Genomic DNA, 18,064 nt, shown 5'->3' with positions numbered 1-18,064 from the left:
CCGACATTCCCTTGTTGGCTTATTTCTCCTCTTCAGTACTGAAATGAGTCGTCGCCGATGCGGCATAGTTTGTCCGTAAGCTTGTTGCTAACGTGGCGCTCATCACTGCACGTAACGCGATAGGCTTAATTATCTTGCGTAGGTAAGCATAACCTTGCTCCTTGGCCCTATTGACGACAGCTTCGTCAATGGTCGCGGTGATCAAAATGGCGGGAACGGGTAGGTCTGATAAGCCTTGCAGCTCAGCCATTAAATCCAACCCATTTTGATTATCTTCAAGCTGATAATCCATCAATACAATGTCAATTTTATGGGCGTGTTTTGAAAATTGCGCCTTGGCTTGCAGTGCTGATCCCGCTTGATAGACATGGCATTTCCAACCATGGAGCAATTCAACCATCCCGGCGAGGACATTGGGGTCATTATCAACACACAATACGTGAACGCCATTCAGGGTCAGGATGTCAGCTGGGGGCTCAATGACAGGCGCAGCCTTTGCTAAAACCGTTTTTAACTGCAGGCTGAAGATACTGCCGCGATTAACTTTTGAAGAGAGCGTTAATTGATGCGATAACAACGAAGCTAAACCCTGCGCAATATTGAGGCCCAATCCGAGTCCATTAACACCTTCATGACCCGAGTGCTGTAACCGAGTAAACTGTTCAAAAATGACGGCCTGTTTTTCGGCGGGGATCCCAGGGCCATCATCGACGACTTGAATCGATATACTGCCTTGCATGCGACGATATCCCAACAAAATTTTACCTTTACCCGCATATCTAAATGCATTGCTGACAAGGTTCTGCAAGATACGTCTAAGCAGTACTTTGTCACTGCTGACCCACAGTTGGGTATTAATATGTTTGAATTTTACACCTTCTGTTGCTGCAATCGCACCAAACTCATCGACCAGTGAATCTATCACCTCCTGCAAGGCAAACTCGGTGATATCCGGCACTATGGTGCCGCTTTCTATGCGAGATATTTCGTTTAAGTCCAGCAGCAGTTCATTGGCCACTTGCAATGAGTTGTCGATATAACCCATTTGTTGTTTTTGTTTGCTGGAGAGCTGACCATTTTGCACAAAAGCAGAGGAGAACAACCTTGCCGCTGATAACGGTTGCAGTAGATCGTGACTACAGGCTTTTAGGTATTGACTCTTCTTTTGGTGTGCTTGTTCCACCTTTTGTAACGCCACTGCCAGTTCTTGATTAGAATGCTCAAGGCTAAGGTTTGCTTGCTCTAGTTTTTTGGTACGCTCATAGACTCTGGCTTCTAAATCGAGATTTTTTTCTTTGAGTAATTTTTCAGCTTCTCGATACATGGTGATATCAGAAAATATCATCACAAAGCCGCCATCCGGTATTGGATTGCCTTCAATTCTGATGGTTCTACCACCGGGTTGCAGCCGCTCTGTACTGTGGCGACTGCCTTGGCGAAGATAAGCTAAACGGCGTTCAACTTGCAGTGCTAAATCATGTTTAAATCGGTGGTCATGACTCAGATTAAATTCAATCAGTTGCTTGACGGGGCAGCCGATATAAACAAGATCTTCTGGGTAATTAAACAGCTTTAAATAGTGTTGATTCCAGGCGACTAAATTGAGTTCTCTGTCGATCACAGAGATCCCTTCACTGGCATTTTCTATCGCGCTATGTAGCACTGAACGACTAAATTCGGTGCGGTGGCTAGAGGCCTCTTCGACTAACTGGGCCATATCTTCGATAGCAATATCACGGCCATTGAGCGCGCAAGATATCACCAGTCGCGCAGAAGCTGAGCCCATGACGCTGGCGAGCATATTCTCGGTATAGAAGATGAGTGCTTGGTTGTGAGTGGTTTTATCGGCTATAGGCTGCTCTTGAGTTGAGAAGAAAGCGTGAAATCCTTGTGCGGCCTTATCTTTGCCGACAAAGCGAGCGACTAATAACTCTAACTCGGTCGGATTGATGTATTTAGCGACCGTGGGTTGCAGCTTCCCTAGAGGCGGGCGTTCAATAAAATGGGCTATTTGCATCTGCTCATGAACACTTTGGCGGGTAAACGAAGAGACTATCCATATCATAGAGATATTGACAAATAGCCCTACCAGAGTCGCCATCGTCGTCATTGAGTATTCGCTAGTGGAAAATGGGTGGTTATACAGGCCTAACTGCGGCAATAAGTTGAGTGTTAACCACAGTGAAAAACCGCAAATGATGCCTGCCAATACGCCAATGAGAGTGACTCTTCGCCATAGAAAAGCCGCAAACAGGGCCGGGCCAATTTGCGCGATAGCGCCAAATGCGACCTCTCCTAATGATGCTAGCGTATCGGGTGGTGCTAACAGAAACATGCCATAACTTAGGAAAATAACAAATAGAATTAGCCCTTTACGAATATTCAGCAGATGAGAACGAAATTTGTGAAAATCGCTACTCTGTATGTTGCTCACTTTAAAAAGTGTCGGGAAAACGACTTCATTACTCAGCATGGTACTCAGCGCAATCGTTGAGATGATCACCATTGAGCTGGCAGCAGATATCGCCCCTAAAAAACTAAATAGTCCAAGCCAAGCCTCACCACTAAAAGCGGGGAGAAACAGCACATAAGCATCGCTCTGCAGCGAGTCGCCATAGAGAATATTGCCAGCTTGGCCTAACGGCGTGGCAAAAAAAGCAAAAACTAGGATATAGATTGGAAAGGTCCAGCGGCTCCAAATGGCATGTTTTTGCTCTTTAAGTTCAACAATGAGTACTTGGAACTGTCGCGGTAGACAGAGAAATGCCGACATAACAATAAACAGCAATCCAAACATCGACACCATATTGGGGTAGGTAAACTCCGTGGTTACCGGTGAAGCTTCGGTCGCTTGGCGCCAAATATCCATTGGTGAATCAAACAGAAAGAAAGACACGAAAATACCAATGGTGAGGTAGGCGATAAGCTTGACGAAAGACTCAAAGGCGATAGCAAGCATCATCCCTGGATGGCGTTCGGTGACATCAATGGCTCTAACGCCAAAGATGATGGTAAACCCGGCCAAAATTAAGCTGACAACAAGGCCGAGTTGCCAAGATGATAATAGCTGATCTTGTCTTAAAATTTCATAGGAGTTCACAATGGCTTTTAGCTGCAGCGCGATATACGGCAAGGTGCCAAAGAGGGCGACAAAGGTGACAACCATCGCTAACAGTTGTGACTTACCAAACCGCGCCGCTAATAGATCTGCAATAGAGGTAATATTGAGTTTGAGACAGACGCGGATGATGCGCTGAATGAAAGGCCAAGCGAACATAAACAGTAATATCGGAGCGATATAAACCGGTAAATATGAGAACGAATTACTCGCCGCTTGACCCGCAGTACCCAGAAATCCCCAGGAGGTACAGTAGACACCTAGAGATAGCGAATAGATGATTGTATGTTGCTGCTTAAACAGCTTGTCTCGGTATCTATCACCCAGAAACGCCATCAAAAAAAGCAAACCAATATAGCTAATACTAATAGTCACTAATAGCCAATTAGGAAACATGCTGTCGTCATACCTTTTTATTAGGAAATCCCCGCGTGAATAGGCGAGGTAACCCTTAATTGTTATAGGAATTAACATAACATATTTTGATTGTATTTGGTCGGTAAGGGTTATCGACTTAAGTCTTAATCAATCGGTATTAATACTGATTGATTAATCCGTCTGTATTGCAGCTAACGTATTAAGACTACCGTACTAATACCAATACATAATTGAGTAAATCCCTTTATTTCTTCATCTTGAGTGCAGACATTAAAGGGGATAAAAAATGCTCATTTCAAAAATTAAAAAAATTACATTGGCGGCTTCATTGTGTTTATTAGCAGGCTCCGCAGCGGCGAGTTATGAATTTGAAGTTGGTGAAGATGGAAAATTAACCTTCGGTGGTTACATTAAAGTCGATGCGCGCTATGTCAGCGGTGACGTTGGTTATCGTGACTTTTGGATTGGTACCGGTGCGCCACTACAAGAGAGTGCATCTCAATTTCGAATTTTTGCCAATGAATCACGTTTTAATACTAAATATGTTCATGGCGACGTGATGGGTTTCATTGAAATGGACTTTCTCGGTGGTGGCGGTAATCAGGTGGTATCGAACTCTGCTAATCCAAGATTACGTCATGCGTTTATTAAGTATGATGGTTTAACTGTGGGTCAAACCTGGACCACCTTTATGAACACCAGTGCAATTCCTGAAACGGCTGACTTTGCTGGTGCGACTGTGGGTCTTGCGTTTATTCGTCAAGGACAGGTTCGCTACGACATCGGTGATTTTCAAGTCTCGATAGAAAACCCTGAGAGCGTCGGTGGTGACACCGCTAATGATGATCTTCCCGATGTGGTTGCTCGCTATAACTTCAAAGGCGATTGGGGCAACATCTCAATATCTGCACTTGGTCGCAGTCTAAATACGACAGAAGGTAATAGCGAAACAGCGGTTGGCGGCTCTATAGCGGGACGATTCAAAACCTTTGGTAAAGATGATCTGCGTTTTCAATTCCATCAAGGTGAAATCGGCCGTTATGTGGGTGTCGGTGCCGCGAGTGATTTAATTGGCGAGGAGGTCGAAAGTACCACTTCTTATTTGGCGGCATATCGTCACTACTGGACCGATACATTGAGAAGCACCGTACTTTATGGCCGTGTTGAAACTGATATCGCCGACGCGGAGCGCAGCCAGTGGAGCGTCAACTTATTTCAAAACTTAACACCACAGCTAGCGATTGGTATCGAAGTCGGCAATTTTGAAATTGGCGACCAAGATGTCGACTCAGACTACGCGCAGCTTTCATTCCGTTACGCACTTTAGCCGTTATATGGCAGTTGAGCTTACTCATCTGCCATCGCTGAATCGTGCATCGTAATGTTGGTAAATCCCGTTATTGGTTACCCATGACAGTCGTTTAACGCTAATGCTCAAGCTGGTTTGAGCGTAACGATTAAAGCGGTATGTGCAGTTTAAAGGAGTATGGGTGTGACAGATAAAATATTAAAAGTTGATCAGATCTCACTGGCGTTTGGTGGTGTTAAAGCATTAACCGAAGTGAGTTTCGAAGTTGAGAAAGGCGCAGTGTTTTCGATTATCGGCCCAAATGGTGCAGGCAAGACTTCAATGCTCAATTGTATCTCAGGTCGCTACCGTCCCTTTGAGGGCAGCATCCAATTTGATAACCAAGAGGTGACCCATTTACGCCCAAATGATCGCGCCGATTTGGGCATAGGCCGCACCTTTCAAAATCTCGCTCTATTTGGTCATATGTCGGTCCTCGACAACATCATGGTTGGCCGACATCACCAGATGAAAAACAACTGGTTAACCGGACCACTTTATTGGGCATCTGCCGCGCAAAAAGAGGAACTCAAACATCGTCGTCAGGTGGAAGAGATCATCGATTTTCTTGATATATCCCACGTGCGTAAATCGGTTGCTGGCACCCTATCTTATGGCCTGCGCAAGCGCGTCGAATTAGCCCGCGCTATCGCGCTCAATCCCAAGCTGATTTTATTAGATGAACCCATGGCCGGGATGAACTTAGAAGAGAAGGAGGATATGGCGCGCTATATCTTGGATCTCAACGAAGAGTTTGGCATTACCGTTGTCATGATTGAGCATGATATGGGGGTTGTTATGGACATCTCTCATCATGTGATGGTACTCGATTTTGGTAAGAAGCTCATCAGTGGTTTACCCGATGAGGTGATGGCCAACGAGCACGTTAGACAGGCCTATTTAGGCTTAGATGACAATGAGCAATTACAAGAGGTGGGCTAATGAAAACGGACAATCAGTCATCGGCAAATCGCTTTGAAATGGGCGACATGGATACCTTTCCAAAAATCTTACGCCATAACGCCACGTTGTGGGGTGATGACATTGCCATGCGTGAGAAAGAGTTTGGCATTTGGAGCGAATTTAGCTGGCTCGATTATCACAACCGTGTGAAGTGGCTGTCACTGACTCTGCGTCATTTGGGTATCGAAGCTGAAGCGACGATTGCATTACTCGGTGATAACCGACCCGAGTGGGTTTGGGGAGAAGTTGCCGCCCATGCATTAAGTTGTTATTCGCTAGGGATCTATCAAGACTCAATGCATGAAGAGGTCGCCTATCTACTTAATCGCAGTAATGCCCAGGTGGTGATAGCGGAAGATGAAGAGCAGTGTGACAAACTGCTTGAGCTCGGCGACCAAATCCCGGCGGTAAAATATATTGTTTATTGCGACCCAAGAGGGATGCGTAAATATAGCGATCCACGCTTAATCAACATCGAAGACGTCTATAAGACTGGGCAGCGCTTAGATACGCAAAACCCGCAAAGCTACGACGCACTCGTTGATGCCGGAAAACCTGAGGACATCGCCATCTATTGCACCACTTCCGGTACCACTTCAAAGCCTAAAATCGTCTTACTCCAAGGCAGTAAGTTTATCGAACATTGCTGCTCATATCTGCGCGCCGATCCTCGCCAACCTGGTGATAACTATGTGTCAGTACTGCCTCTGCCTTGGATTATGGAGCAGGTATATGCAGTAGGGCAGGCGTTAATCGCCCGACAAATCGTTAACTTTGTCGAAGAGCAAGAAACCATGATGGCGGATCTTCGCGAAATTGGTCCAAGCTTTGTGCTGCTGGCTCCCCGTGTTTGGGAGGGGATCTTAGCCGATGTTCAAGCGCGGATGATGGATTCCACGCCGCTGAAAAAGAGGTTATTTGAGTTTGCGATGAAACGTGCCAAAAACGCCCTTGCTAAGGGAAAACGCTCGACCTTCGCGGATGCCATTTTAATGAAAGCATTACGTGACAGATTAGGTTTTTCGTTTCTAAAGTCCGCCGCAACTGGCGGCGCTGCAATGGGGCCCGATACCTTTAAATTCTTCCAGAGTATTGGGGTGCCATTGCGTCAGCTGTATGGCCAAACAGAGATGTGCGGCGCCTATACCATTCATCATCAAGATGATGTCGACTATGACAGCGTCGGCGTGGCGTTCGACACCGCTCAATTACAGGTGATCAATACCGATAGTGAAGGGGTGGGAGAAGTCATCGCCAAAACAGTGGGAATGTTCAATGGTTATTTAGGCGACCAAGCCGCCTTTGATGAAGACGTTAAAGATGGCTGGATGCATACGGGAGATGCCGGTTATTTCAAGCCTTCAGGGCATCTTGTGGTGATAGACAGAATCAAAGATCTGGCTAAAACCAGTCACGGGATCCAATACTCACCGCAATATATTGAAAACAAATTGAAGTTCTCTTCGTTTATTGGTGAAGCCGTGATTCTCGGTAAAGACAAACCTTTCCTTTCTGCCATCTTGTGTATCCGCTTTAGCATCGTCTCAAAATGGGCTGAACAGCAAGGACTCTCATTTACCAACTACACCAACTTGTCGAGTTTACCCGAGGTTTATCAGCAGCTGACCAGAGAGATTGAAATCGTTAACCAATCGCTGCCTGACTCGCAAAAAATAAATAAATTCATATTGTTATATAAAGAGCTTGATGCCGATGATGGTGAGCTTACCCGTACTCGTAAAGTACGCCGCGGCGTGATTGCAGACAAGTACGCTGACATCATCGAGTCTATCTATAGCGATAAGCCCCATGTTGATATTGATACTGTGATCACCTTCCAAGATGGCAGTACATCTCGTATTAAAACCCAGTTAAACGTGGCTACCGTTATTGATGCTAGCGCAGCGTTGGACACTGATCTTGCTCAAAGGAGAGCCTCATGAATTTTGAACTGTTGCTACAGCTAATCATCAATGGACTGATTGTCGGTCTGTTATACGGTGTGGTGGGGATGTGCTTTGTCTTAGTCTATAAATCTACCCAGATTGTTAACTTTGCCCAAGGTGAGTTTTTGCTGATTGGGGCCTGGGTATGCTGGGCATTATTGGTGTACTTGGAGCTGCCCTTCTTCTTAGGCTTTTTCCTCACCCTCTGCTTTATGGCGGTATTTGGCGTCGTGTTACAGATGATAGTGCTGCGTCCGATGATTGGTGAACCGATTATCTCGGTGATCATGGTGACCATAGGTCTGTCGATTTTCTTCCAGTCTCTGACTAAGTGGATCTTTGGCGTATCGCCCCAGAGTTATCCTCGGGTTTTCGATACCGAATCTATCGCTATATTTGGGCTCAATATCGAGTTTGCTTACCTAATGAGTACCGTGATAGCCCTCATCATTATGGTCAGTTTCTTCTTTTTCTTTAAATATTCTAAGCATGGTTTGGCAATGCGCGCCACGGCATTTGACCAGCAGGTGGCCCAAAGCTTAGGCATATCGGTTAAACACGTTTTTGCCATGAGTTGGGGAATTGCAGCCACAGTGTCTGCAACCGCAGGAGTGGTGATCGGCATGGTCAATGGTGTCTCAGATTCGCTCTCCTCTATCGGTATCAAGGTCTTTCCTGCGGTCATTTTAGGGGGGCTCGACTCGATTGTTGGCGCGATTGTCGGTGGCATCATTATTGGTGTTCTTGAAAACGTAGCCGAATTCTTCGATAGCCAGTATCTGCATATCGGCAATATGTATGACATAGCGCCGTTTTATGTACTGTTGATCATCCTTTGGTTTAAACCTTACGGCCTGTTTGGTACTCGTGATATCGAGCGAATTTAAGTCTCATTCATTAGTTACTTATTAAGTTACTTACTTTCGCCCATTTTTGTTTAAGGAGTTTTTATGTCTAGCTTAGCGATGCGTCCGTGCGGTGATTTCCGCACCAGCTATAAAGCCGACAATACCATATTTGAAACCAAAACCATTCGGCTAATGATGATAGCGGTCATTGCCATTGCTTGCGGTGCACCTTTAGTGCTGGACGGCTATTTCCTGACCCTATTCATTCAAATATCTTACCTCGGTATAGCGGCATTAGGGCTCAATATACTGGTCGGATTTACTGGGCAGATCTCACTGGGTCATGGCGCATTTTTTGGTTTCGGTGCATTTGCCTCGGCCTGGTTAAATACCAGTTTTCAAATCCCGGTAGTGCTTTGTATCCCCTTAGCCGGTTTTCTAACCATGGCAGTTGGCATGATGTTTGGTATGCCCGCGGCACGGATTAAGGGATTGTATTTGGCGATAGCGACCTTAGCGGCTCAGTTTATCATTGAGGACTTTTTTGCCCGAGCTAATTGGTTCTCTGGTGGGTCCTCAGGTTCGATGGCTGCGCCTATTAATCTATTTGGATTTGAATTCGACACCGATCAGAGCTTTTACTACATTGCACTTTTTGCCTTGGTGTTTATGTACATCTGGGGCAGCAACTTGATGCGTAGCCGAGATGGGCGTGCCTTTGTCGCGGTACGTGACCACTACCTTTCTGCTGAAATAATGGGCGTAAAACTCAATAAATATCGCCTGTTATCCTTTGGGATCTCCTCATTTTACGCCGGTATTGGTGGCGCGTTATATGCGCACTACTTGGGCTATGTCTCAGCAGAGGGGTTTACCATTTTAATGTCGATTCAATTTCTCGCCATGGTGATTATTGGCGGACTTGGCTCGATTAAGGGCACCTTGATGGGGGTGGTGTTTATGGTGCTTCTGCCCGAAATGCTGGAAACCGTGGTCAGCCTGATGCAGTACACACCCTGGGGTGACATCCCCATGGTGACCGACGGTTTAGCCTATATCAAAGAGATGGCGATTGGACTGGTCATCATCCTGTTTTTGATTTTCGAACCAGAAGGACTTGCCCATCGTTGGGCGCAGATTAAGAACTACTGGAAATTCTATCCATTTGCTTACTAATTTTTATCGAGCTGTAACAAGTGCGGTATACAGCTTTCAACGTTGACTGAACATTTGAAGGATAATAACGATGCATAATAATACTGATAATAGCGGTTTAAATAAAGTGAAATACCTAAAATGGGCACTGGGCTCAAGCCTTGCTTGCTTAGCCACAACAGCCAGCGGTTTAGCGCAGGCAGAGGACGTCATTTTTGTTGGCCATTTAGCGGATATGTCAGGCCCAACCGCGTTCGTCGGCAAACCTTACGCTGATGGTGTACGTGATTCACTGGCTTATATTAATGCCCATGGCGGTATTGATGGCACCAAGCTTGAGTATGAAACTATTGATTACGGTTACAAGGTGCCTCAAGCGATAGCCTCTTATAAAAAGTGGCAATCGCGTAAAAATATGGTGGCAATGCAAGGCTGGGGCACAGCAGATACCGAAGCGCTGATCTCGTTTGCGGCTAAAGATAAAACCCCCATTTTTTCAGCATCCTATTCAGGTCACCTAACGGACCCTCAAGGCAAGAACCCCAACACTAAAAGGCCTGCGCCGTATAATTTTTTCTATGGTGCATCTTACTCTGACGCTTGTCGTGGACTGGTGCAATGGGCAGCAGATGATTGGAAAAATAAAGGTGGTCAAGGTAAGCCCAAATTTACTCATATCGGCGCTAACCACCCATTTCCTAACGCTCCGAAAGCGGCCTGCGGCGAATATGCCACAGAGCTAGGTTTTGATGTTCAGCCACCCGTGGTTATTTCAATGAAACCAGGTGACTTTAAGGCCCAGTGTTTAAGCCTTAAAAGCTCGAAAACAAACTACGGCTATATCGGTAACCTAGGTGGTTCAGTGCTATCTCTAATTAAATCCTGTAACACCGTTGGCACTGATATTCAGTTTATGTCGAATATTTGGGGCGGCGATAAGCTGGTCTTTAAAGCGGCGGGTGAGGGGGTTAAAAACTATATTTTCCCCACCATGACGCCATTTTGGACTGATGATGTACCAGGGATGAAGTTGGTCCGTGAAATATCAAAGATGTCCGACAGCGAAGGTAGTAAAGAGCGACTACATCACTATATCCGCGGTGTGTGCTCAACCTACTTTATGAAAGAGTCGATGGAGTGGGCAAAAGCCAACGGCGGTGTCACTGGCGAGAATGTTAAAAAGGGCATGTATGTACGTGATAACTGGGTACCAAAAGGGTTAGAAGGCGTGTGCTTAGCGGCAACATGGACCCCTGAGGATCACCGTGGCATTAACCAAGTGAATATCTATAAAGGTAACTTTAATGGTGGTGATATACGTGTTGAGAAAGTGAACCAGATAACGATAGAACGCCGCGTTGATTGGTTAGGATACTAAGCCATAACCACTGGTTTTATTCCGTTTAACAGCCTAGCAAGCCAGAGTTTTCTTGCTAGGCAATACATCGAAAGTTGGAGTAGTTATGACACAAGCTGTGCAGTTAAAGCCTGAAAGCCCTATGTTATCGATCAACAACATTGAAGTGGTTTACGACGATGTTATTCAAGTGCTACGTGGCGTTAGCATCGACGTGCCTCAAGGCGAAATTGTTACCTTATTGGGGCCTAACGGCGCAGGTAAATCGACCACATTAAAAGCCATTTCCGGTCTGTTAAAGACCGAAAATGGTGAAGTGTCACGCGGCGATATCCATTTTATGGGTGAGCGGATTGATGCTAAAAATGCTGACGAGGTTGTACGCTCAGGGCTTTTTCAAGTGATGGAAGGGCGACGGATCATCGAGGATATGAGCACGATTGAGAATCTTAAACTTGGTGCATATACCCGAAATGATGGCCAGGTAAATCAAGATATCGACATGGTGTTTAACTACTTCCCTCGCCTGAAAGAGCGCACGGGATTGGCGGGATATCTATCTGGTGGTGAGCAGCAGATGTTAGCGATTGGGCGCGCATTAATGGCACGACCCAAGATGATCTGCTTAGACGAACCGTCGATGGGGTTGTCACCACTGCTGGTTAAAGAGGTGTTTGGCATTATTGAGAAGATTAATCGTGATCAAGGGATCACTATGTTGCTGGTGGAGCAAAATGCTAACTATGCGCTAAAGGCGGCCAATTACGGTTACATCATGGAGTCAGGAAAAATCGTTCTCGATGGCAGTAAAGAGCAGCTACTGAATAATGAAGATGTGAAGGAGTTTTACCTTGGTGGCGGCAACGAAAAACGTAAGAGCTTTAAAAATCTGAAATCTTATAAGCGCCGTAAACGCTGGTTGTAATAGGAGCCATACCCATGTCATTTTTTAGTGCACAAGAGCAACAATCTTCAGCGCGGCGAGAAGCCAGGTTAATGTCTCGCTTAAGCGATTTTCTAAGCTTTGCCGAGCAGTCATCTGCTTACTACCAGCGTGTGTTCGCTGATGTAGATCTAAGCCAAGTCAACTCTCGCGCAGCGCTGGCTACGCTGCCTATTACCCGAAAGTCAGACTTAATTAAGCTGCAAGCGGCAAGTATGCCATTTGCGGGCATGGTGCCGAACATGAACGGTATTGGCCGAATATTTCAATCACCTGGACCCATTTATGAGCCAGAAGCGGATGGGCATGACTGGTGGCGTATGGGGCAAGCTTTTTTTGCGGCGGGTTTTAGGGCTGGCGATCTGGTGCAAAACTGTTTGTCATACCATCTTACCCCCGGCGGTTTTATTATGGACTCAGGTGCTAAAGCCTGCGGTTGTAGCGTGATCCCCGCAGGTCCTGGGCAGACCGATATCCAGCTAGATATCATCAGTAACCTAAGACCCAATAGTTACTGCGGCACGCCTTCATTTCTAAAAATATTGCTCGATAAAGCGCAACTTCAACAGCAAAAATTGTCATTCAAGAAAGCGCTAGTCAGTGGTGAGGCATTAACACCTGCACTTAAAGCTGTCTTTCATGAGGCGGATATAGAGGTTAAGCAGGCGTATGCGACTGCAGATCTCGGCCTGATTGCCTTTGAGAGTGTAGCGGATGCGGGGTTAGTCGTGGCTGAAGATATTATTTTGGAGATTGTCAGGCCCGGTAGTTTAGCGCCTGTTAGCCCAGGTGAAGTGGGTGAGGTGGTGATCACCAGTTTTAACCCTAACTATCCACTGATCCGTTTTGCGACCGGTGACTTAAGCGCTCAGTTAGACAGCACAAGTGAGTGCGGCCGCAGCAATATGCGGATTAAAGGCTGGCTTGGACGCGCCGACCAAAGCACGAAAGTAAAAGGCTTGTTTATCCACCCTGAGCAGGTTGAACGCATTAGACTTTACCATAGTGCTATAAAGCGGGTTAGGCTGGTGGTGAGTCATGAAAATAGTAATGACAAGATGTGTTTACTATGTGAAGTAGACGAAGATGCACAGCTTCCCACCGACATCAAAGCTATTCAACAAACAATTAGAGCGGTGACTCAACTCTCTGGTGACGTCAGTTTAGTGGCTATAGGCAGTATGCCGGACGATGGTATTGTGATTGAAGACCAGCGTTAGCTGCTGGAATAAAAAGTGCAAACAAAAACGCCGATGAATCATCATCGGCGTTTTAATGTCACAGCTAAAGCTAGTTTAAAAGCTTATATCACAGTGCTTAAGCGTGTTGTGCTTTTAAGAACTCAACAATTTGCTCAAACGGCACTTCTTGCTTCTCACCAGTACGGCGATTCTTATACTCGAACACGCCGTTATCAATGTTACGGTCGCCAATAACAACCACATTTGGCAAGCCAATCAGCTCCATATCGGCAAACATCACGCCCGCACGCTCTTTACGGTCATCAAACAAGACTTCGAAACCAGCGTCCGTCAGATCTTGATAAAGCTTTTCAGCGCTATCTTTAACGCGATGAGACTTGTGCATGTTCATTGGCAAAATACCGACAGTGAACGGGGCAATGGCTTGTGGCCAAATAATACCGCGGTCATCGTGGTTTTGCTCTATGGCGGCGGCAACCATGCGGCTCACACCCACACCGTAACACCCCATCAGTAAGGTCTTAGACTTACCGTTTTGGTCGAGTACGTTAGCGTGCATCGCTTCAGAGTAGTTGCTGCCTAACTGGAAGATATGACCGACCTCGATACCACGAAGCAGGGCAATAGTGCCTTTACCACAAGGGCTAGGCTCACCTTCGATGATGTTACGCAGATCAAATGCTTGTGCAGTCGGTAAGTCGCGCTCCCAGTTGATCCCAAAATAGTGTTTGTTATCTTGGTTAGCACCCGCGCCAAAGTCGCTCATGACCGCAACGCTGTGGTCGATAAACACTGGAATATCAAGACCGACAGGGCCAATTGAGCCCGGACCTGCACCAATCGCTTTACGGATATCAGCTTCATCGGCAAACTCAAATGGTGCTAGTACCGCATCAATTTTTTCAGCTTTGACTTCGTTAAGGTCGTGATCGCCACGAACCACAACCGCCACTAATGGCGCTGCTTTTGTTGCGCCTTTAACGATAAGTGTTTTAACTGTTTTCTCAATCGCAATGCCGTGTTGCTCAACCAGCTCTGCAATTGTTTTAGCATTAGGTGTATCAACAAGCGTCATTTCGCTGCTTGCAGCTTGACGAGTGTCAGTTGGCATCGGCGCTTCACATTTTTCAATGTTGGCGGCGTAATCGCTCTCAGTCGAGTATGCAATTAAGTCTTCACCACTGTTAGCCAACACGTGGAACTCATGTGATGTGCTGCCACCGATAGCACCGGTGTCTGCCAAAACAGGGCGGAATGATAAGCCTAAGCGAGTCAGAATGTTGCTATAAGCTTGGAACATCGACTCATAGGTTTCATCCATGGTTTCTTGATCTAAATGGAAAGAGTAAGCGTCTTTCATCAAGAACTCCCGTGAACGCATCACACCAAAGCGTGGACGCACTTCGTCACGGAACTTAGTCTGAATTTGGAACAAGTTCAGTGGTAGTTGCTTATAAGAGTTAACCTCTTTACGCACGATGTCAGTGATCACTTCTTCGTGAGTTGGACCCAAAACGAAGTCACGGTTGTGACGGTCTTGGAAACGCAGTAGCTCAGGACCAAATTTTTCTAAGCGACCTGACTCAACCCAAAGATCCGCAGGCTGAACCATCGGCATAAGGATCTCAACAGAACCCGCCTTGTTCATCTCTTCGCGAACGATAGCTTCAATTTTACGCAGTACACGTAAACCTGTCGGCAACCAGCTGTATAAGCCTGATGCATTACGACGGACCATGCCCGCACGTAACATTAACTGGTGACTAATGACTTCTGCATTAGCCGGTGTTTCTTTTTGAGTTGATAGCAGGTACTTGCTTACGCGCATTACCGAGTGTCCAAAATTGAGTTGAATGGGCGCTATTTTATCACTTGTTGAAGTGATGTCACCTAACCATTTCGACATTCGTTAAAATTGTTGGTTTTACTCAATATTGCAGCGCATAACCGCAGGTGCAGATCTCGCTCTTCGGCCTATTTAAAGCGGCTTTTTGCTTTCTCAACCTGATCTGTTTGAAATATGGCTCTAAACTAGGTATATGACGTAACTCACCTCTGCTGGTAATACGTTTGAAGCCTGCTGAGTACTCTTTAACGTGGTTAAATTAAAAATTTAGGTAAATGAATATGAAAAGCTCAGCGATAAAGTGTTCCGTCTATATTGCGACCAGTGCCGATGGTTATATTGCAACTACAGATGGCGGTGTTGATTGGCTACATACGGCTGGAAATACCGACGCTGATATGGGCGATGAAGATATGGGCTTTTGGGCCTTTATGAATTCTGTTGATTGTATGGTGATGGGGCGTAAATGTATGGAGATGATATCCAGCATGGATCTCACACCAGCGCAGTGGGTTTACGGCGATATGCCTATTATTGTGTTGAGTAAAACCGTAAAGCAACCACCTGAGAATATGCTGGGTAAGGTTGAGATGTATGCTGGTGAAATAGAAGCGCTTATGCAGGACTTCGCTGCCAGAGGTTTAAAGCATGCGTATATCGACGGCGGTTCGACCATCACCTCATTTTTAAATCTTAAACTGATTAACCAGATGATCATTACCAAAGTACCGCTGCTATTAGGTGAGGGCATTCCACTTTTTGGCAAGATTGACCACGTCGTTAAGCTGACAGATGCTCAGTCAGAGGCTTACGTAAACGATTTTGTTCAAGTTAGATACAATGTGAGCTACGAGCAGTAACATCAGTGAGAGTTATAAGTTATCTGATTAGCTAATGACTCGAACTAACACTAGCCCGCTGCAGATAATGCCAATTGCGTAATGCGTAATGCCAGAAGCTTAAGTTTTATCCCGTCTATCGCCAATCACTCCTGCTGGATTACCTGCAACAATGGCGTACTGGGCAACATCTTTAGTAACCACAGCCCCCATACCCACGACCGCGTGATCCCCAATAGTGACACCATCGACAATGCCGGCTTGAGCACCAATCCATACATCGTCACCAATCACCACGCCTTTAGAGTTAGAGGCTTGCTGGTAGACAGGGGTATTGGGTGCCATACCGTGGTTAAAAGCATAGATGGTGACATTGTTAGCGATACGGGTTTGGTTACCAATGGTGATCCCATGACGGCCGCCATCGAATGAACAACCATGATTGATGGCGACCTCATCACCCAAGGTGATAGGGCCGTGTAAAAAACTGTCGGCGGCAATCATGCACTGCTTACCCATTTCAATGTTGCGTCCTGGCTCGGCAAACAGGTTTGCCTCTGGTGCAATAAAGCAGTTCTCGCCAATCAATACTGTTTCAACGGCGCTAAAGTGGGCTTGTACTTCATCTTGCCAAGGTTTAGCCCAAGCGAGGTGTTTCTCTTTCAACGAAAAATACAGCCATGGCATATAGGACAGACGTTTTTTATGCTGGGTTTGGTAATCAGGCTTAGCCGCAGTCGTCATTATGGTGTGTCCGAGGTATTAGATATGCCCACTTGCGAAGGGATGATTTCAAGCACTTCTATTCCTTGTGGCAACATTTTCCACAGTATATCTAAGTCATAGAGGGCGACTTGATAAAGCTTGGGGTCTTGCTTTGCTTTTTTGTAGGCTGGGCGAGGGTCTTGGGCCAATACGCCTTCAATGAGCTTGGCTAAGCGTGGATAAGCGGGATTTTGCTGATACTGCTCCAGTTGCTGCTGGGCTGTGTCGCAAAATGTCACACTGGCGAGTTCCGGCGCATCTTGGGCTATGCCGCCCTGTGCGTCTTCAATGGAGTCTGAGAACGGAATATAGGGTTTGATATCGACGATAGGGGTGCCATCGAGTAAGTCCATACCTGAGATCTCAAGTCTGACTTTACCATTGTCGGTATGCACAGCATGCAATTTCACCACCGATTGGCCGATACCATTTGGTCTGAAAGTTGAGCGAGTGGCAAATACGCCAAGCTTTTCATTGCCGCCTAATCTTGGCGGACGAACCGTAGTCTTCCAGCCCTGAGCCAAATTCTCATGAAAGCAGAATAACAACCACAAATGAGAATATTGCTCAAGTCCTCGCACTGCATCAACTTGATTAAAGGGGGCGACAAGTTCAACAAAGCCATGTGCGGCTGACACTAAGCCAGGTTGGCGTGGAATACCAAACTTCTGTTTATAAGGCGTGCGGCAATATGCGACAGCTTGGATCTGATTAGTAAAGGACATTGATTACTCTTGGGCTTAAGCGTGGCTATTCTTGTACGCTGGTGGTCATAATGGCTTGGCCAACACAAAGAGCGCGAGTCACACAGTTGGTCGTAGCTTCTTCGATGAATAGACAATTCTTAATCACCAGACCGTTAGCCTGTTTGTCGGCAGCAGCACGGCGAGCCAAGGTGCGCGCTTCAACGATAGAAGCGGGAGCATCATTGTCACCAATTTGACAGGTTTCGCCTTCAACTAGGCCTTTTATTTCATAGGACCCTCTAGGCTGAACACTTCCTTCATAGAGGGTGACATCAGATACTTTGAAGTAGTCATTAATGGCATCGCTATCAAGGTTACTGTTAAAGGCATATTCACCCGCACATGCGCTAAGTAAAAGAACGAGAGATGCTGGAAGTAGGTATTTCATCGTGAGTGCCTATTATATGAGTTGTTGGGCTAAAAAAGAGTGTTCAAAAAAAGTGCTCATTAAGAGCACTTTTTCATCAAAATATTTTACTAGCGCTATAACTTTGAATTTTAGCGCTTTAGGTACTTTTGATAAAGCTGTTGATGACGATTATTTAAATCAATTTTTCGGCCATCAATGTACACCGACTCTATTGCGGCTTGCATCGGATCCAATATGTCG

Annotated in this window: 14 protein-coding genes; 9 read left to right on the top strand and 5 right to left on the bottom strand. The window is 46.0% G+C overall.

Annotated features, from left to right (window positions below):
• Positions 1-19 precede the first annotated feature (19 nt).
• Entirely contained in the window at positions 20-3,514 is a 3,495-nt protein-coding gene (locus L2755_RS02385; protein WP_248979157.1) for a hybrid sensor histidine kinase/response regulator, read from the bottom strand.
• 268 nt (positions 3,515-3,782) lie between these two features.
• On the opposite strand from L2755_RS02385, the gene L2755_RS02380 reads away from it, so the two are divergent.
• The 8 genes from L2755_RS02380 (at position 3,783) to L2755_RS02345 (ending at position 13,276) form a co-directional block, all read left to right on the top strand.
• The gene (locus L2755_RS02380) at positions 3,783-4,823 is read left to right on the top strand and encodes a DcaP family trimeric outer membrane transporter (protein ID WP_248979156.1); all 1,041 of its coding nucleotides are present in this window, start codon (positions 3,783-3,785) and stop codon (positions 4,821-4,823) included.
• A 165-nt stretch (positions 4,824-4,988) separates the two neighbouring features.
• Positions 4,989-5,786 (top strand): ABC transporter ATP-binding protein, encoded by a 798-nt coding sequence (locus L2755_RS02375; RefSeq protein ID WP_248979155.1) that lies wholly within the window; start codon positions 4,989-4,991, stop codon positions 5,784-5,786.
• The gene (locus L2755_RS02370; RefSeq protein ID WP_248979154.1) at positions 5,786-7,750 is read left to right on the top strand and encodes a long-chain fatty acid--CoA ligase; all 1,965 of its coding nucleotides are present in this window, start codon (positions 5,786-5,788) and stop codon (positions 7,748-7,750) included. Before L2755_RS02375 ends, L2755_RS02370 begins: the two co-directional genes overlap by 1 nt.
• Positions 7,747-8,640: a branched-chain amino acid ABC transporter permease gene (locus L2755_RS02365; protein WP_248979153.1), complete on the top strand. Its 894-nt coding sequence runs from the start codon at positions 7,747-7,749 to the stop codon at positions 8,638-8,640. The genes L2755_RS02370 and L2755_RS02365 overlap by 4 nt, the downstream gene beginning before the upstream one ends.
• A gap of 63 nt (positions 8,641-8,703) precedes the next feature.
• Positions 8,704-9,777 (top strand): branched-chain amino acid ABC transporter permease, encoded by a 1,074-nt coding sequence (locus L2755_RS02360; RefSeq protein ID WP_248979152.1) that lies wholly within the window; start codon positions 8,704-8,706, stop codon positions 9,775-9,777.
• A 70-nt stretch (positions 9,778-9,847) separates the two neighbouring features.
• The gene (locus tag L2755_RS02355) at positions 9,848-11,134 is read left to right on the top strand and encodes an ABC transporter substrate-binding protein (RefSeq protein WP_248979151.1); all 1,287 of its coding nucleotides are present in this window, start codon (positions 9,848-9,850) and stop codon (positions 11,132-11,134) included.
• An 85-nt stretch (positions 11,135-11,219) separates the two neighbouring features.
• On the top strand, positions 11,220-12,038 hold the full coding sequence (locus L2755_RS02350; protein WP_248979150.1) for an ABC transporter ATP-binding protein: 819 nt from the start codon (positions 11,220-11,222) through the stop codon (positions 12,036-12,038).
• Positions 12,039-12,052: 14 nt separating this feature from the next.
• On the top strand, positions 12,053-13,276 hold the full coding sequence (locus L2755_RS02345) for a phenylacetate--CoA ligase family protein (RefSeq protein WP_248979149.1): 1,224 nt from the start codon (positions 12,053-12,055) through the stop codon (positions 13,274-13,276).
• Between the two features lie 97 nt (positions 13,277-13,373).
• Here the strand turns inward: L2755_RS02345 and L2755_RS02340 are convergent, their stop codons facing one another.
• Positions 13,374-15,086 (bottom strand): proline--tRNA ligase, encoded by a 1,713-nt coding sequence (locus L2755_RS02340; RefSeq protein ID WP_248979264.1) that lies wholly within the window; start codon positions 15,084-15,086, stop codon positions 13,374-13,376.
• A gap of 299 nt (positions 15,087-15,385) precedes the next feature.
• Here L2755_RS02340 and L2755_RS02335 point away from each other — a divergent pair, with 299 nt between their 5' ends.
• Positions 15,386-15,964 carry a dihydrofolate reductase family protein gene (locus tag L2755_RS02335; protein ID WP_248979148.1) on the top strand — a complete coding sequence of 193 codons (579 nt, stop codon included), beginning with the start codon at positions 15,386-15,388 and terminating at the stop codon, positions 15,962-15,964.
• Between the two features lie 99 nt (positions 15,965-16,063).
• Here the strand turns inward: L2755_RS02335 and L2755_RS02330 are convergent, their stop codons facing one another.
• Genes L2755_RS02330 through rcsF form a run of 3 tightly spaced genes read right to left on the bottom strand, consistent with a single transcriptional unit; the run spans position 16,064 to position 17,842 of the window.
• Positions 16,064-16,687, bottom strand: a complete 624-nt coding sequence (locus L2755_RS02330; protein WP_248979147.1) for an acyltransferase — start codon at positions 16,685-16,687, stop codon at positions 16,064-16,066.
• Complete coding sequence (gene tsaA / locus L2755_RS02325) at positions 16,687-17,433, bottom strand: tRNA (N6-threonylcarbamoyladenosine(37)-N6)-methyltransferase TrmO (protein WP_248979146.1); 747 nt, start codon at positions 17,431-17,433, stop codon at positions 16,687-16,689. The genes L2755_RS02330 and tsaA overlap by 1 nt, the downstream gene beginning before the upstream one ends.
• Positions 17,434-17,458: 25 nt before the next feature.
• Positions 17,459-17,842: an Rcs stress response system protein RcsF gene (gene rcsF, locus L2755_RS02320; protein ID WP_248979145.1), complete on the bottom strand. Its 384-nt coding sequence runs from the start codon at positions 17,840-17,842 to the stop codon at positions 17,459-17,461.
• Positions 17,843-18,064 lie beyond the last annotated feature (222 nt).

It is taken from the genome of Shewanella abyssi, assembly GCF_023284025.1.
Lineage (GTDB): Bacteria > Pseudomonadota > Gammaproteobacteria > Enterobacterales > Shewanellaceae > Shewanella > Shewanella abyssi.
The sequence above is the reverse complement of the archived record's forward strand: the minus strand, read 5'-3'. Positions and strand labels throughout refer to the sequence as shown.

Bases quoted from the DNA above. Each gene is read 5' to 3' on its own strand.
- L2755_RS02355 (WP_248979151.1), top strand. From the start codon at position 9,848: ATGCATAATAATACTGATAATAGCGGTTTAAATAAAGTGAAATACCTA.
- L2755_RS02385 (WP_248979157.1), bottom strand. From the start codon at position 3,514: ATGTTTCCTAATTGGCTATTAGTGACTATTAGTATTAGCTATATTGGT.
- tsaA (WP_248979146.1), bottom strand. From the start codon at position 17,433: ATGTCCTTTACTAATCAGATCCAAGCTGTCGCATATTGCCGCACGCCT.
- L2755_RS02350 (WP_248979150.1), top strand. From the start codon at position 11,220: ATGACACAAGCTGTGCAGTTAAAGCCTGAAAGCCCTATGTTATCGATC.
- L2755_RS02340 (WP_248979264.1), bottom strand. From the start codon at position 15,086: ATGCGCGTAAGCAAGTACCTGCTATCAACTCAAAAAGAAACACCGGCT.
- L2755_RS02380 (WP_248979156.1), top strand. From the start codon at position 3,783: ATGCTCATTTCAAAAATTAAAAAAATTACATTGGCGGCTTCATTGTGT.
- L2755_RS02360 (WP_248979152.1), top strand. From the start codon at position 8,704: ATGTCTAGCTTAGCGATGCGTCCGTGCGGTGATTTCCGCACCAGCTAT.
- L2755_RS02330 (WP_248979147.1), bottom strand. From the start codon at position 16,687: ATGACGACTGCGGCTAAGCCTGATTACCAAACCCAGCATAAAAAACGT.
- L2755_RS02335 (WP_248979148.1), top strand. From the start codon at position 15,386: ATGAAAAGCTCAGCGATAAAGTGTTCCGTCTATATTGCGACCAGTGCC.
- rcsF (WP_248979145.1), bottom strand. From the start codon at position 17,842: ATGAAATACCTACTTCCAGCATCTCTCGTTCTTTTACTTAGCGCATGT.
- L2755_RS02365 (WP_248979153.1), top strand. From the start codon at position 7,747: ATGAATTTTGAACTGTTGCTACAGCTAATCATCAATGGACTGATTGTC.
- L2755_RS02345 (WP_248979149.1), top strand. From the start codon at position 12,053: ATGTCATTTTTTAGTGCACAAGAGCAACAATCTTCAGCGCGGCGAGAA.
- L2755_RS02370 (WP_248979154.1), top strand. From the start codon at position 5,786: ATGAAAACGGACAATCAGTCATCGGCAAATCGCTTTGAAATGGGCGAC.